Origin of the sequence: Aquibium carbonis (assembly GCF_003970795.1) — a bacterium.
GTDB lineage: Bacteria > Pseudomonadota > Alphaproteobacteria > Rhizobiales > Rhizobiaceae > Aquibium > Aquibium carbonis.
This window is the reverse complement of the sequence record NZ_RWKW01000110.1, coordinates 1-13966: the sequence shown is the minus strand read 5'-3', so window position 1 is coordinate 13966 and position 13966 is coordinate 1. Positions and strand designations below refer to the sequence as shown.

The following is a 13966-nucleotide window of genomic DNA, read 5'->3' as shown; positions in this document are numbered from 1 at the left end:
CACCGGCGTCGCCGGCAAGGCTCGCGCCGCCTCCGCCGCCTGCGCCGCGTCCGCCCGAGCCGGCGAAGCTCGCGCCTCCGCCGCCTCCCGCGCCCTTGCCGGAAAAGACCGATGGCTGACGGCCGGGAGCATGCGCGAAACGAGATCGCCTTCTGCGAGACCATCCTCGCCAAGGGCGGCCTGAGCGTGCTCACCGAGACGTTTCGCGAGACGTCGTCCATCGCCGCCTGGGACCACTATCCCCCAGGCGATGTCTTCGACCCGTCGAGCGGGGCACAATGGTTCTATCACTGCCATCCCGCTGAAGAGGGCGCGCCGGAGCACGGTCATTTCCACTGCTTCGTCCGGCCGGACGGGGTCGATGGCCCGATCCACCATCTGGCGGCGATCGGCGTCGACGCGCATGGACACGCGCTCCGGCTGTTCACCGTGAACCAGTGGGTGGTGGGCGACGACTGGCTCGACGCGGAGGCGACCATTGCGCTGCTGCCGCGCTTCGACGTGCAGATGCCCCGGCCGTCCTACCTGGTCAATCGCTGGCTTACCGCGATCTTCGCGGCCTACGAGGAAGAGATCGCCGAATTGATCCGGGCTCGCGACGACGTGCTGGCCGCGCATGCCGGAGCGTCCGACGTGGATGCGCGCCAGGATCGGGCGCTTGAGGTGACGTCGGAGATGGCCTTCGGGGCACCCCCCGTCGACTGAACCGGTCGGCCGCGCCGTGTCTGCGTCAACAGCCCGAGAGCCACACGACGCCGCCAAAGCAGATGATGGAGGCGGCCGTGGCGATCAGCGCCAGCCGCCTTGCCGTCGTTCGCATGAAATCCGCCGTCTCGGCATCGGCCGTCTCCACCGGTCCCGTCCGCCCGTTCAGCCGCATGACGAGGGCCGCATGTCCGACGAGGACGAGGGCAAAGAGGACGAGCAACAACGCGCGCTGGACGCTGATGGGACCGAAGAGCATCCTTGCGTCCCAGCCCAGGCTGCATCCCGTCGCCTGCGCGCCATAGATGGCGAGGAAGGCCGCGCTCCACAAAAGGAAGCCGGAGATCACGAGGACCAGCGGCCTGATTTCGCGTGCCGGGCGCTTCATGCCGGGATTCCCGTTCCGCCAAGCGTCGCCATCAGCCACCAGAAGGCGAGGGTGATCGCAGCCGCCGCGAAGGCGTAGAGGTGAAAGAGAAGGCCGATGCGAAGATCCAGCAGCCGGACTGACGATACCCAGCCCGTGGCGGCGCGCCACAGACCATAGCCAGCGAAAACCAGCCCGATCGCCGCATGAAGCGCGGCATAGCAGAGCGCGAAGAATACCGTTGCGGCCGCGGCATGCTCCGTCGGGTCGGCAATGGCGGCGGCCGACCAGGCGAAGAAGATCATCGTGCCTGCATGAAGGATGACGGTAAACGCCAGAGGTGCAAGTCGCCCGGCTCCGCCCGACGGAATGCTGCGCCAGGCCGACAGACAGCCCAGGCCGGCGACGGCCAGCATGGCGAGGGTGGCAATTCCGTCCGGCTGGGGCATGACGGGGGTTGGCCAGCCCGGCGCCGATATCCACAAGAAGAGACCGCCGAACACGAGCGAGGCGAACAGCGTCGCGTCGGCGATCAGCGCAAACATCATCGCCCAGATGGATGGGGCGCTACGGCTTTCGAAGTGCGAGGGAACCGATACCCCGCGGCCCACGTCTTCCGGTCCGCTGTCGCTTCGTCGGCCGCGTCCGACCGTCCAGCGCAGGAACAGAGCCACCACCAACAGCGGCGCAAGAGCGGCGACCACGTAGACCTTGAAGAGCATGGCCATGAAGAAGACGCCCGTGGCGAGGGCGGTGAAGAGCGGAAGGTAACTGGGGCGGGGCAGTTCCACCACCTGCTCGACCCGACCGCCGATCGCCTCGACCGCGAGCGTTTCCATGCGGCCCTCCCGCACGAAGCCGAGATAGCCCTGTCCGGCCGCGAGTTCGGCGCCGATCCTGTCTGGATGCAACGTGTCGGCGCGCACCTCCACGTGGGGCAGCGAGGCGAAGGCGTAGGGCGGCGGCGGCGTCGGCATGGCCCATTCCAGCGTGCGGGCCTGCCAGGGATTGCGCCGGAAGGCTCGTCCGAAGCGGAAATGCAGGGCGAAATCGAGCAGCAGGAGGCCGAAGCCGATCGCCATGACGAAGGACCCGACCGAAGAGATGAAATTGAACCATTCGAGACCGGGTTCCGCCGGATAGAGATGCGCCCGACGCGGCATGCCGCGTAGCCCGGTCAGGTGCATGATAAAGAACGTGACGTTGAAGCCGACGAAAATCATCCAGAAAGCGGGCTTGGCCAAATGGTTGACCGGCATCCGGCCGGTCATGTGCGGCACCCAGTAGTAGGCGGCGCCCAACACGGGGAAGACGAAGCCGCCGACCAGCACGTAGTGCAAGTGCGCCACGACGAAATGGCTGTCGTGCGCCTGGATGTCGAAGGGGACCATCGCCACCATGACGCCCGTCAAGCCGCCGATGACGAAGATGAAGAGGAAGCCGAAGAAATAGAGCATCGGCAACGAAAAGCGCGGCCGGCCATGCGAGAGGGTGGCCAGCCAGGCAAAGATCTGCACCGCGGTCGGGATGGCGACCAGGGCGCTTGCAGCCGAGAAGAAGCTCAACGCCAGATGCGGGATGCCGACGAGATACATGTGGTGAACCCAAAGGCCGAGCGAGAGAAAGCCCATGGCGATGAGGGCCACCACGACGGCACGATAACCGGCCAGCGGCCGACCTGCGAAGACCGGCAGGAAGGTGGAAATGGCGCCGGCTGCCGGCAGGAAGATGATGTAGACCTCCGGATGGCCAAACAGCCAGAAGAGGTGCTGCCAGAGAAGCGGGTCGCCACCGCGCGCGGGATCGAAGAAGGGCAGGTCGAAGGCCCTTTCGAGTTCCAGCAGGATGGAGCCGAGGATGAGTGGCGGAAAGCCGACGACCATCATGCCGGCCGTGACCAGCATGTACCAGCCGAAGATCGGCATGCGCGCGAGCGACATGCCGGGGGCGCGCAGCTTCAGGATGCTGACCAGGATCTCGACGGCGGCCGAGAGCGCCGAGATTTCCACGAAGGTAATGCCGAGCAGCCAGACGTCGGCGTTGATGCCGGGGGAAAAGACGCGCGATGAGAGCGGCGTGTACATGAACCAGCCGCTGTCTGGCGCGACGCCGAAGGCGAGCGCCGCGAGAAGCATCGTCCCACCGAAGAGATAGCACCAGTAGCCGTAGGCTGTGAGGCGCGGGAAGGCGAGGTCGCGGGCGCCGAGCAGCTTTGGCAGCAGATAGATCGCCAGGCCTTCCAGCATGGGGATGGCGAAGAGAAACATCATGATGGTGCCGTGCATGGTGAAGACCTGGGCGTAGAGGCCTTCCTCCATGAAAGGGCTTTCGGACGAGGCGAGCTGGGTCCGGATCAGCATGCCGAGCAGGCCGCCTATGGCGAAGAAGATCGCCGCCGTGGCCATGAAGCGCTTGCCGATGACCGAATGGTTGACGGCCGCCAGCCGGGCAAACCCCGGCCCCGTGCCCCAGATTGCCGAGAGCTGCCTGTGCAGGCGAAGCGATTGGCCTCCTCGCGTCTGCGTCATTCGACAAAGCCCCTTTCGAGCAGAGCGCGGAAGGCTTCGGGTTCGTGCACGAGCACCCGGAAGCGCATGTTGGTGTGACCGGTGCCGCAATATTCGGCGCACAGACCGCCGAAGTTTCCCGTCTTGTCGGCGAGCAGGCGGACCCGATTGCGATGGCCCGGAACGGCATCGATCTTGCCGCCGAGCACCGGAACCCAGAGACTGTGGATGACGTCTTCGCTCGTCGTCACGACTTCGACCGGCCGGTCGACGGGCATGTGCAGCACGTCGACGGTGACGGGCCGGTTTTCGGCGTCGAGATAGCGGAACTCCCATTGCCACTGGCGTGCGTGCGCCTCGACACGCAAGGCGTCACCGGAGCCTTCGCGCGCCAGGAGATGCTCGCCCTGGACGAGAGAGACGACGAGGAGGGCCATCAGCACCGGAACAGGCATCCAGAGGCCGCCCCACAGGATCCAGCGCCCTTCTGGCAAGCGGGCGCCGGCGCCCGGTTTCAGCATCACCAGCGCAAACAGGCCCATGACCAGTGCAAACAGCACGATGCTGGCGTAGAACATGACCCACCAGAGACGGGCGATGGCACGGGCGTCCGGCCCGGCCGGGTCGAGCGCCGAGGCATCGCCGGCACAGCCGGACAGCACCAGCGGAACGGCCAGAACGATGGCGGGGAACAAGATTGGCCGGCCGCGGCTTTCTGGCGGAACAGGAGACCCTTCATGCCCGACAGCAAAGACAGACCCAATCCGGTTCAGGAGGCCATCGACGAGCTGGACGTGACGTCCGCGGTCGCCATCGCCGGACATCCGATCCACGCCATGAGCGTGCATTTTCCGATCGCGCTGGTGATCGGCACGCTGGGCATCGACATCTTCTACTGGTGGTCGGCCGATCCGTTCTGGCTTCGGGTGGGACTGTGGTCCTCGGGCTTCGCCTTCTTCGGAGGATTGGTGGCTGCCCTTGCCGGCACGGCGGAGCTGCTGCTGGTGAGCGGCATCCGGGGCAGGGTGGCCAGCTGGTCGCACGGCGTGGCCGCCATGACGCTGATTGCGGTCGCGGGGCTGAACTGGGGCGTGCGGCTGAACGATCCCGCGGACGTCCTGCCGCACGGCCTGCTGCTGTCGCTCCTCGCGAGCGGCCTGACGGCCCTTGCCGGCTGGCATGGCGGAAAGCTGATCTTCCATCACGGCATCGGCCTCATGGTATCTTCCAAGGACTGAACTCCTCGACCAGCCGTCGAAGCCCGCCCGGCTCGGTGAGCACGGCGGGCACGAGGCCGCGCCAGTCGAGTTCGGGCTTTGCCAGCACCAGCGCGAGGACCGCGACGATCAGCACCAGCGTGAGGGCGGTGACGGTGACGAAGCGCCAGACGGGATAAACCTCGCCCTCCTCGAAAAGGCGAATGATCACGAGCCCGGTCAGGACGTGGATCAGCGCAAGTACCGCCACGAGCGCGAGCTTGGCCGAAAGCCAGGGATGGAAGGCCTGGCCGACGAAGATCAATGCCGCGCCCGAGGCGATGGCCACGAAGGCGGCCGGCGACATCAGCTTGAGAAAGGTGAAACGGACGGTGCGCTGGAGGCCATAGAGCTGATCGCTCTCCCCCGTGGCGGCGCGCCTGACATAGAGACCGGGCAGGCTGACGAGCCCCGCCATCCAGACGCAGACGGCGGCAATGTGGAGGAACTTGAGCCAGACGATCATCCGGCGCATCCATGGCTCGTCACGTTCCGTCCCCCTGTTTCAGCCTCCGTCGCGTGCAATCATGCGGGCGCAACAGGGCCGGCCGCCGCGCGCGCTGTCGGCGAATGGAGGTGGAACACGGGAGACCGAGGATGGTTCCATCGGAACGCCTCGGAGGCGTGCCGGGCAGTCTGGCGACGTGAAGGGTCAGCGCGCGGGCGGATTGCCGGCCTGGCCGGGCTCCGCCTGCGCGGTCTCGCCATGCCCGACCACCGCGTAGAACAGCAGCAGGGCGAAGCCGAGCGCCGTGATCGCATATTCGAGGGTCCAGCCGCCGAGTTCGTGGATCGGCGCGATCATGGCCAGGCCGAGAACGGTCCAGACGATGCGCGTGGCCCAACCGAGCGGCCGCAGCGCGTGGCCGACCAGCCCGCCGGTGACGAGCACGAGCGCCGCCGCCGAACTGATGAAGACGTAGGCGATGTCGAGCGCGCCTCCGACCATCAGAAGCCCGGGCTTGTAGATGAACAGGAAGGGGAGGAGATAGGCGATCCAGCCGAAGCGGAAGCCCTCGAAGCTGGTCTTGAGCTGGGGGGCGCCGGCGATGCTGGCGGCGGCGAAGGACGCCATGGCGATGGGCGGCGTGATCATCGACAGCATGCCGTAATAGAAGACGAACATGTGCGCCTGCATGGGCGCGATGCCGAGTTGCGTCAGCGCGGGAGCGGCCAGGGACGCCATCAGCAGGTAGACGCCGGTGGTGGGCAGGCCCATGCCCAGCACGACGCCGACGCAGGCCGTGACCACCAGGAGCGCAAACAGGCTCTCTCCGCCGAATTCCAGCAGGTAGAGCGACAGCGCGAAGCCGAGGCCGGTGGTCGTGAGAAGGCCGATGATCATGCCGGCAGCAGCGGTGATCAACAGGATGTCGCAGGTGGACTGGCCGGTCCTGACGATGGCGGCGAGCAGGCGGCGCGGCGACAGACGCCGCTCCTCCGGGCCGAAGAACGACGTCGCGAGACCGAGCGTGACCATGGCCACGATGGACCAGATGGCAGCGAGCTCGGCACGGATGTTGAAGCTGAAGATCGAGACGAGCAGGACGGCGATGCCGACCATGGGGAGCCAGCCCTGCGCGAGGACCGAGGCCATCGGGGTGCGGTCGAGATCCTTCATCGAGGGGATGCGGTCGCGGTGCGAGATGAAGTGGATCTGCACGAACACCGACAGATAATAGAGGATCGCCGGCAGCAGCGCGGCGACGACGATGTCGCGGTAGGGCACCTGCAAGAGCTCGGCCATGAGGAAGGCAGCGGCGCCCATGATCGGCGGCATCAACTGGCCGCCGGTCGAGGAGACCGCCTCGATCGCCCCGGCCTGCTGGGGCTTGAAGCCGGCCTTGCGCATCATCGGGATGGTCATGACGCCGGTAGACATGACGTTCGACACGGCGCTGCCGGAGATCGAGCCGAACAGAGCGGATGCCGTGACGGCGACCTTGGCGGTGTTGCCGGGACCGTTGCCGGCCACGCGGAGAGAAAGCTGGGTGAAGAAGTCGCCGCCGCCGACGGCCAGGAGCAGGCCGCCGAACAGGACGAAGACGACCACGACGAACGCGGCGATCTGCAGCGCCTGTCCCCAGGTCGCGGTGGAATCGGTGCCGAGGAAGCGCAGGATGTCGGCGATCGGCTGCGGGCGGCCGGTGAGCGCGCCGGGCACCCAGTCGCCGAACAGCGCGTAGAGAAGCATCACCACGAAGATGACGATCAGGGCCCAGCCGATGACCCGGCGCAGCCCTTCCATCACCAGCGCCGTGGTGGCGATGCCGAGCAGAAGCGCTTCCGTGGGATGCCGGAACGAGCCTTCGGACAGGACCGGGAAACGGATGAAGACGAACAGGCCGAGGCCGAAGGCGGCGACGCCCAGCGCCGCGTCCATCACGTTGAGGAGCCCGCGGCCCTCCTGGCAGGCCCGGAAGAAGACCACGGCGAGCGCCGCGCCCAGCATGAGCGCGGCGATCTGTTCGGGATAGATGAGAATGCCGAGACGCTGTGGCACCGATGCGATCCAGGCGATCGACCCGACGGGCACCAGGATGGCCAGGATCGCCGGGAGGATGCGAAGCGGATTGCGAACGTCGGCAGTCATCTCAACCTATCCTTCGATGCAGGTCGATCAGTCGCCGGACCAGATGCCGACGCTCTTGTAGAACTCGATCGCGCCGGGATGATATTCGAGCACGCCCGCCTTTCCGATCTCGGCGGGGACGTATTCCTGCCAGATCGGGCCGGTTTCCTTCAATGCCGCCTCGCCTTCGAACAGGGCTTTCGCCACCTTGGCGACGACCTCGTTCGGGACGTCGGCATTGGCGAAGAGCGTGTAGTCATAGGCGAAGATCACGGTGTCCTCGCTGACGCCCGGGACCTTGTAGGAGCCGACCGGCTTGAGGAAGGTGCCGGGCAGTTCGGCGGCCAGCACGGCCTCGTCGCCGTCCTTGTAGTTCAGGAAGGTCACGCCGTTCAGCGTGGTCTCGAAGTCGAACGTGTACTGTGCGCCGGCGGTGGCGATGGTCAGGTCCGTCGCGCCGTCCTTGAAGGCCTGGAACTGCGCGGGAAAATTCGCCGTCGGCACGCTGGTGACGTCGTCATAGGTGAGCCCGGCGGTGGCGAGCGAAGCGCGGATGATGTAGTCGCCGAGCGAGTTCGCCGGGAAGCGCGGAACACGCTTTCCCGCGAGGCCGTCCAGCGTCTTGATGCCGAGCGACGACGGAACCATCATGCCCGCATTGAACGGGATCAGAGACGCGACCAGCTTGAGGTTCGGCGCGGGCTGGCCTTCCGACATGCCTTCGCCCTTGAGCGCATAGAAGGTCTGCGGGTAGTTGGCGATGCCAAACTCGACGCGGCCGTCATTGACGAGCGGAATGTACTGCGACGTGTTGGCCAGCATCTGCGGACGGACCTGAAGGTCGGTCGCCTGCGAGACGGTCTTTGCGATCGCGGTTGCGATCTGTTCGGTGGCGCCGCCCTGGGTGGTCGCAAGGCCAATGGTCTGGGCCATGGCGCCGGAGGCGGTCGTCGCGGCGAGCGCCGCGGCGAAGGCGAGGGATTTCAGCATGGTCTCGTTCCCTGTTTTTTTCTGGTGTCGGGACTGGAAGGGTGGCGGCCGGTTGGACCCGGCCGCCACGGCAGTCGATCGGTTTACCTGCCTATCAATCGCACTTGTCGGCGGGAGCTTCGTCGAACTTCGTCCATTCGCCGCCCTTGATCTCGATGATGTAGCCCGGCAATTCGGCGTCATGCCCGGCAAAGCAGATGTCGTCGCCCAGAATGCCGGAGAAGCGAACGCCCTCCATGCCGGCGACGATGGCCTCGCGCTCTTCGGCGAGCTTGGCCGGGTCGCCGGTCACGCCGGCCTGCTCCATCACCTGCTTGAGGAGATAGATCGTGTCGTAGGCCTGTGCGTCCGAATGGTGGGCGCCGAGCTTGTGGATGCCGCGCTTGCCCGTCTCTTCGACGAACTTGTCGTTGAAGCTCTGCGAGGCTTCGGTGCGGCCCTTCCAGAAGCCGGCGACGAGCAGCGTGCCGTCGCCCTCGGGGCCGAACAGTTCGGCGACGTTCGGATCGGCGAAGATCTGCGAGCCGATGATGCGGCCCTGGAAGCCCTGGCGACGCAGTTCCTTGATGACTTTCGAGGCCGATTCCGGCAGAGCGGCAATGGCGACGAGGTCGGGATTGGCCTGCATGATCTGGGCGGCCTGCGCCGACATGTCGAAGCTCTTGTACTGCACGGCGATCGGGTTGCCGTGCTTGATGCCGGCTTCCGCGAGCAGCGCCGGATAGAGCTTGGTGCCGGCGGCATTGGAGACGACCTCTTCCGAGATGTAGACGATCTCGGCCGTGTCGGCCTTGATGCCGTTTGCCTTGATCGACTTCAGGAGGCGCCCGAACTGCTTCGTTTCGTCCTCCGTCAGACGCCAGCCGTAGGTGCGGCCGTCGGTCAGTCCCGGCGCCGAAGCCGAGGTCGGCATCATCAGAACCTTGAGGCGCTCGGCGTCGTTCAGCGCGACCGCCGATTCACCGGACGAGAACGGGCCGGCGATGGCCAGTACGCCGTCGTCCTGGGCGAGCTTGCGGGTGCCGACCGAGGCCTGCTTGGGGTCGGAGCCGGTGTCGAAACGCACGATTTCGATCGGCTTGCCGTTGATGCCGCCCGCGGCGTTGATTTCCTCGACGGCAATGTCGATGGCCGTCAGCGTCGGCTCGCCCGGACCCTTGAGCGGTCCCGCGGTGACGACGATGTTGCCGATCTTGATGGTTTCCTGCGCGTAGGCGGTGCCGGCTGCGAGCAGGATTGCGGCTGCTGCGAGTATCGATCTGACTTTCATTGCGGTTCTCCTCATGGGTCGTTTCGTTTTTCTGTTCAGTCTCGTTCGCCGTTCACGCGTTTTCTCCAGCCGCGTGTGACGGCGAATTCTGGTGCCCGCCGAGATAGGCCTCGGTCAGCGTCGGATTCCGGGCCAGCGATTCGGCGGTGTCCTCGAGCACGATGGAGCCGAGTTCGAGCACGTAGCCTCGCGCCGCGACCTCGAGTGCCATGGTCGTGTTCTGTTCGACTAGCAGGATGCCAATGCCCGACTGGTTCAGTTCGACGATCAGGTCGAAGAGACGCGAGACGAACAGCGGAGACAGTCCGAGCGAAGGTTCGTCGAGCATCATCAGGCGCGGCCGGCCGACCAGCGCACGGCCAATGGCCAGCATCTGCTGTTCGCCGCCCGAGAGCACGCTCGCCTTCATGTCTCGCCGCTCGGCCAGGTTCGGGAAGCGATCGTAGATCGCTTCGATGTCGCGAGCGGCATCACGGTCGGATCGCAGATAGACGCCCATCTGCAGGTTCTCATGAACCGTCATCGACACGAAAATCTGGCGGCCTTCCGGAACGAGCATCATGCCGGCGCGCACCCGCGCGGACGGGCTTGCGCCGGTCAGATCCTTGCCATCGAAGACGATGCGGCCGGAAGCGGGCCTGACGGCTCCCTGCAAGGCCCGCAGCAGCGAGGTCTTGCCGGCGCCGTTGGCGCCCAGAACGGTGACGATCTCGCCTTCGCCGACGGAGATGGTGGCGTTCTTGACCGCGTGGGTCCGGCCGTAGCGAACGTCGAGCCCGGAAACCTCAAGCAACATGGTCTGCCTCCGCCTGGTTCCTGGTCTTCTCGGCCTGGCGGGTGCCGAGATAGGCCTCCAGAACCGCAGGGTCTTCCTGAACCGTGCGGGTCGAGCCGTCATAGATCTTGCGGCCGAAATTCAGCACCACGGCGTGGTCGCACAGGCTGCGCACCAGGCTCATGTCGTGTTCCACGACGAGAAGTGTGACGCCCGACTGCGAGATCGTCATCAGGAAGTCGCGCAGGTTCGCCGTCTCGGTGTTGTTCAGCCCCGCCGCCGGTTCGTCGAGGAGGAGAATCTTGGGTTTTGCGACGAGCGCACGTACCACCTCGATCTTCTTGCGGATGCCGTAGGGCAGGGTGGCGACGACTTCGCCCGGATAGGTCGAAAGACCCATGCTCTCAAGAAGGTCCTCAGCCTCGCGACGGTACTTCGACCGGCCAAAGAGCGAAAGCGGCGTGAGCATGCCGGCGAGATTGCCCGCGCGCGATTGCTGCCCGAGCATCACGTTCTCGACCACGGACAGATGCGGCATGAGGCGGATGTTCTGGAAGGACCGGGCAATGCCAAGCCCGATGCGCGAGCGCGAGGGAAGTGCGTCGATCGTCTGGCCTTCCAGGCGGATTTCCCCCTCCGACGGCGCGAAGACGCCGGAAATCAGGTTGAAGATCGTCGTCTTGCCGGCGCCATTGGGGCCGATCAGTGCCGTGCGCGAGCCCTGAGGCACGTCGAAGGAGACGTCGGAGATGACCGCCAGGCCGCCGAAATTCTTCGAAACCGCGTGAAGGGAAAGCAGGGAGGCACTCATGCCGTCACCTCCTTTCCGGCGGTGGAGCGGCGAAAGCGCAGGCGCTCGATCATGGTTCGGGTGATGAGCCCCTCGGGACGGAACACCATCATGGCGATGGTCAGCGCGCCAAGGATGACGAATCGCCAGGAATCGTCGGGCGGACCCACCGGGCCTTCGATGCCGACGAGCGCGGCAAGCGCGGATTTCACCGTCGGAAGGAACGAGCGCAGGAACTCCGGCAGGAGGGTGAAAAAGGCTGCTCCGGCCAAAGGACCCCAGGCGGTCTGTGTGCCGCCGAGGAGAACGTAGAGAAGGACGTAGATCGAAATCAGCGCATTGAAGCTCTGGATCTCCACGAAGGAGAAGGCGTGTGCATAGAGCCCTCCCGCAAGCCCGGCGAGCGCGCCGCCGATGGCGAAGGCCGAGACCTGCACCATCCGGATGTTGACGCCCATCAGGTCGGTCACGACCTCGTCGTCATGCGTCGCGCGCATGGTGAGGCCGAAGCGGGTCGACATCAGATAGAAAACGAAGAGCGTGACGCAAACGGCCACGATGACGGGCACCTCCCAGTCGATGAAGGCCGGGACCGACATGCCCATGGCGCCGCCGAGCGTGTCGGAGTTGAGGATCGTGCCAGCGACCACTTCGGCGAAGGCAAAGGTTGCGAGCACCAGGTAGACCCCGCGGGTCCGCAGGATCGGGAAAGCGATCAGGAAGCCGACGACACCGGCGACGACCATGCCGACGCCGACCGTCACCGGAACCGGCAGGCCATACATCGCCGAGAGGTAGGCGGCGCTGTATGCCCCGAGCGCCTGAAAGCCGGCGCCGCCGAGGTTGAGCTGTCCCGTCGCCACCGGCAGGAAGATGCCGTAGGCGAAGATGACGTTGATTGCGAGGATCGAGAGTATGCCTGCCCAGTAGCCGCTCATGGTCAGAGCTTCCCCTTGCCGATCGAGTGGTGGCCGAAAAGGCCCTGCGGGCGCAGCAGGAGGGTCAGCAGCAGCAAGCCCCAGACCGCGACCTGAACGGTGTCGGCGCCAAAGAAGTGGATGGTCATCATTTCGGTGAGGCCGACGATCAGGCCGCCGAGCACAGCACCCCAGATGGAGCCGAGCCCGCCGACCACCATGCCGGCGATGGCCTTGGTGCCAATGTCCTCGCCCATCTGCGGCGAGACCTCGCCGTAGTTGACGGCAAACAGGGCGCCGGCCAGACCGCACAGAAGGCCGGTCAGCATGAAGACCACCGGGACGACGCGATTGGTGTCGACGCCGAGGATATTGGCAGCGTCCGGGTTTTCCGCGATCGCCCGCAGGCCGCGGCCAATGCGGCTCCTCTTCAGAAGCCAGGTGAGGCCGACGACGATGAGCACGACGATGCCGAGGCTGACCAGCTGCGGGATCCGCACGAAGATGCCGCCGATGTTCATGGTCAGATCGGCGCTCGGCCCGGGGAAGCGCTGGGCGTCGGTGCCGTAGCCAATGCGGACGAGATTTTCCAGGACGAGCAGGAAGCCGAGAGAAGACACGAGGGGAATGGCGTGTTCGGTGGAGTCTCCGTACTTCGTCTTCAGGTAGCGGAAGGTGAGGCGCTCGACGAGGAGCGACGCGAGGATCGCCACACAGATGCCGAAGAACAGGGCGAGGGGCCAGGTCATAGGTCCGGACAATCCGAAGGGCAGGCCCCAGTGCGCCAGCGCCCACCCGACCATGCCCGCGAGCATGAACAACGTCGGGATGGTGAAATTGAGGAAGTTGAGAACGCCGATCGTCAGCGTGAACGCTACCGCAACCGTCACATAGACGCTGCCCAGCATGATACTGTTGACGAATTGCTGAATCAGCAACATGGGGCGTCCTCCTGGGAAAGCCGCTTCGTTGTATACAAAGTTTTGAATCCGGGATCGCGATTTGGATACATTGAGGCGCGATCGGTTTTCAATATGCGATGCAAATGCCCTCCAGCGCCGCTCCTGGCGGCTCCCTGCGGCGTTGATACGCCGTCCCGTATTCCAGTGGGATCGCTGATCCCGGCTCAGTTCCCGCTCGCGCGGTGTCGCCCAGATGGCCTGTGCGAAACCCCTGTGTTCCTGCGGTTTCGGGCTTTTGAAGCCTCTTTTCCGCGTCGTTCGAGCCCATTCCTGCAGGTCGCGGCGAGGCGCGGTGCATGCATGGTGGGTTCGCTCGTCATCGAGACATTCACCAAAAATTTCGGTTGATATGTCCTGACAATATGTACACATTGAAAGGGTGCTTCGGCATTGTCAAGCGGAACATTCAAGAGGCCACTGGGTATGAGTGCAGACAAGGAACGGGTTCTGATTGCGGGGGCGGGGCCGGTCGGACTGGTCGCTGCATGTGCGCTCGCGGAGGCCGGCATTCCGGTCACGATCGTGGAGCAAAGCCGGGAATTGCCGAAGGATCTGCGGGCGTCGACGTTTCATCCGCCGACCCTCGACATGCTGGAGCGGTTCGGCGTCAGCGAGCCGCTCGTCGCGCAAGGCCTGATCTGCCCGCAGTGGCAGTTCCGCGACCGGTCCGAGGGCGTGGTCGCGACCTTCGACCTCGGCGTTCTCGCCGAAGACACGAACCATCCCTACCGCCTGCAATGCGAGCAGTGGAAGCTGACGGAGCTGTTGCGCGACTGGATCGAGAAGCGCGACACCGCCGAGATCATCTATGAGGCAGAGGCGGTGGGCGCCACCCAGGACGAAACCGGCGCGACG

Annotated in this window: 14 protein-coding genes; 3 read left to right on the top strand and 11 right to left on the bottom strand. The window is 65.5% G+C overall.

The genetic code is table 11. From position 1 onward, the window contains the following. The first annotated feature begins 111 nt into the window (after positions 1–111). Positions 112–705, top strand: coding sequence for a DUF6969 family protein (locus EJC49_RS22980; RefSeq protein ID WP_126702268.1), 594 nt, complete (start codon positions 112–114; stop codon positions 703–705). A gap of 25 nt (positions 706–730) precedes the next feature. On the opposite strand, the gene EJC49_RS22975 is transcribed toward EJC49_RS22980, so the two are convergent. From EJC49_RS22975 to coxB, 3 genes are read right to left on the bottom strand one after another with little or no spacing between them, the layout of a single operon-like run. Then, on the bottom strand, positions 731–1093 hold the full coding sequence (locus EJC49_RS22975) for a hypothetical protein (RefSeq protein ID WP_126702267.1): 363 nt from the start codon (positions 1091–1093) through the stop codon (positions 731–733). Then, positions 1090–3600 carry a cytochrome c oxidase subunit I gene (gene ctaD / locus EJC49_RS22970; protein ID WP_126702266.1) on the bottom strand — a complete coding sequence of 837 codons (2511 nt, stop codon included), beginning with the start codon at positions 3598–3600 and terminating at the stop codon, positions 1090–1092. The genes EJC49_RS22975 and ctaD overlap by 4 nt, the downstream gene beginning before the upstream one ends. After that, positions 3597–4274: a cytochrome c oxidase subunit II gene (coxB, locus tag EJC49_RS22965; RefSeq protein ID WP_245453531.1), complete on the bottom strand. Its 678-nt coding sequence runs from the start codon at positions 4272–4274 to the stop codon at positions 3597–3599. Before coxB ends, ctaD begins: the two co-directional genes overlap by 4 nt. A 42-nt stretch (positions 4275–4316) precedes the next feature. On the opposite strand from coxB, the gene EJC49_RS22960 reads away from it, so the two are divergent. Beyond that, positions 4317–4817, top strand: a complete 501-nt coding sequence (locus tag EJC49_RS22960; protein ID WP_126702264.1) for a DUF2231 domain-containing protein — start codon at positions 4317–4319, stop codon at positions 4815–4817. On the opposite strand, the gene EJC49_RS22955 is transcribed toward EJC49_RS22960, so the two are convergent. From EJC49_RS22955 to EJC49_RS22920, 8 genes are all read right to left on the bottom strand, one after another. Beyond that, entirely contained in the window at positions 4795–5301 is a 507-nt protein-coding gene (locus EJC49_RS22955) for a CopD family protein (RefSeq protein WP_126702263.1), read from the bottom strand. The two genes, EJC49_RS22960 and EJC49_RS22955, sit on opposite strands and share 23 nt — an antisense overlap. 186 nt (positions 5302–5487) lie before the next feature. Further along, the gene (locus EJC49_RS22950) at positions 5488–7428 is read right to left on the bottom strand and encodes a TRAP transporter permease (RefSeq protein WP_126702262.1); all 1941 of its coding nucleotides are present in this window, start codon (positions 7426–7428) and stop codon (positions 5488–5490) included. A 27-nt stretch (positions 7429–7455) separates the two neighbouring features. Beyond that, positions 7456–8397 carry a TAXI family TRAP transporter solute-binding subunit gene (locus tag EJC49_RS22945; protein WP_170314847.1) on the bottom strand — a complete coding sequence of 314 codons (942 nt, stop codon included), beginning with the start codon at positions 8395–8397 and terminating at the stop codon, positions 7456–7458. A gap of 94 nt (positions 8398–8491) precedes the next feature. Continuing rightward, entirely contained in the window at positions 8492–9667 is a 1176-nt protein-coding gene (locus EJC49_RS22940) for an ABC transporter substrate-binding protein (RefSeq protein ID WP_170314846.1), read from the bottom strand. Positions 9668–9719: 52 nt separating this feature from the next. Next, the gene (locus EJC49_RS22935; protein WP_170314845.1) at positions 9720–10463 is read right to left on the bottom strand and encodes an ABC transporter ATP-binding protein; all 744 of its coding nucleotides are present in this window, start codon (positions 10461–10463) and stop codon (positions 9720–9722) included. Beyond that, positions 10453–11253 carry an ABC transporter ATP-binding protein gene (locus EJC49_RS22930; RefSeq protein WP_126702259.1) on the bottom strand — a complete coding sequence of 267 codons (801 nt, stop codon included), beginning with the start codon at positions 11251–11253 and terminating at the stop codon, positions 10453–10455. Before EJC49_RS22930 ends, EJC49_RS22935 begins: the two co-directional genes overlap by 11 nt. After that, positions 11250–12170, bottom strand: a complete 921-nt coding sequence (locus EJC49_RS22925; RefSeq protein ID WP_126702258.1) for a branched-chain amino acid ABC transporter permease — start codon at positions 12168–12170, stop codon at positions 11250–11252. The genes EJC49_RS22930 and EJC49_RS22925 overlap by 4 nt, the downstream gene beginning before the upstream one ends. A gap of 2 nt (positions 12171–12172) precedes the next feature. Next, positions 12173–13090 (bottom strand): branched-chain amino acid ABC transporter permease, encoded by a 918-nt coding sequence (locus tag EJC49_RS22920; RefSeq protein WP_126702257.1) that lies wholly within the window; start codon positions 13088–13090, stop codon positions 12173–12175. A 444-nt stretch (positions 13091–13534) separates the two neighbouring features. On the opposite strand from EJC49_RS22920, the gene EJC49_RS22915 reads away from it, so the two are divergent. Then, a partial coding sequence (locus EJC49_RS22915) for an FAD-dependent oxidoreductase (RefSeq protein WP_148106326.1) occupies positions 13535–13966 on the top strand: 432 nt, incomplete at its 3' end.

What these genes read in the sequence shown, in the direction of transcription:
- EJC49_RS22980 (WP_126702268.1), top strand. Translation starts at nt 112, where the DNA reads ATGGCTGACGGCCGGGAGCATGCGCGAAACGAGATCGCCTTCTGCGAG.
- EJC49_RS22975 (WP_126702267.1), bottom strand. Translation starts at nt 1,093, where the DNA reads ATGAAGCGCCCGGCACGCGAAATCAGGCCGCTGGTCCTCGTGATCTCC.
- ctaD (WP_126702266.1), bottom strand. Translation starts at nt 3,600, where the DNA reads ATGACGCAGACGCGAGGAGGCCAATCGCTTCGCCTGCACAGGCAGCTC.
- EJC49_RS22960 (WP_126702264.1), top strand. Translation starts at nt 4,317, where the DNA reads ATGCCCGACAGCAAAGACAGACCCAATCCGGTTCAGGAGGCCATCGAC.
- EJC49_RS22955 (WP_126702263.1), bottom strand. Translation starts at nt 5,301, where the DNA reads ATGATCGTCTGGCTCAAGTTCCTCCACATTGCCGCCGTCTGCGTCTGG.
- EJC49_RS22950 (WP_126702262.1), bottom strand. Translation starts at nt 7,428, where the DNA reads ATGACTGCCGACGTTCGCAATCCGCTTCGCATCCTCCCGGCGATCCTG.
- EJC49_RS22945 (WP_170314847.1), bottom strand. Translation starts at nt 8,397, where the DNA reads ATGCTGAAATCCCTCGCCTTCGCCGCGGCGCTCGCCGCGACGACCGCC.
- EJC49_RS22940 (WP_170314846.1), bottom strand. Translation starts at nt 9,667, where the DNA reads ATGAAAGTCAGATCGATACTCGCAGCAGCCGCAATCCTGCTCGCAGCC.
- EJC49_RS22935 (WP_170314845.1), bottom strand. Translation starts at nt 10,463, where the DNA reads ATGTTGCTTGAGGTTTCCGGGCTCGACGTTCGCTACGGCCGGACCCAC.
- EJC49_RS22930 (WP_126702259.1), bottom strand. Translation starts at nt 11,253, where the DNA reads ATGAGTGCCTCCCTGCTTTCCCTTCACGCGGTTTCGAAGAATTTCGGC.
- EJC49_RS22925 (WP_126702258.1), bottom strand. Translation starts at nt 12,170, where the DNA reads ATGAGCGGCTACTGGGCAGGCATACTCTCGATCCTCGCAATCAACGTC.
- EJC49_RS22920 (WP_126702257.1), bottom strand. Translation starts at nt 13,090, where the DNA reads ATGTTGCTGATTCAGCAATTCGTCAACAGTATCATGCTGGGCAGCGTC.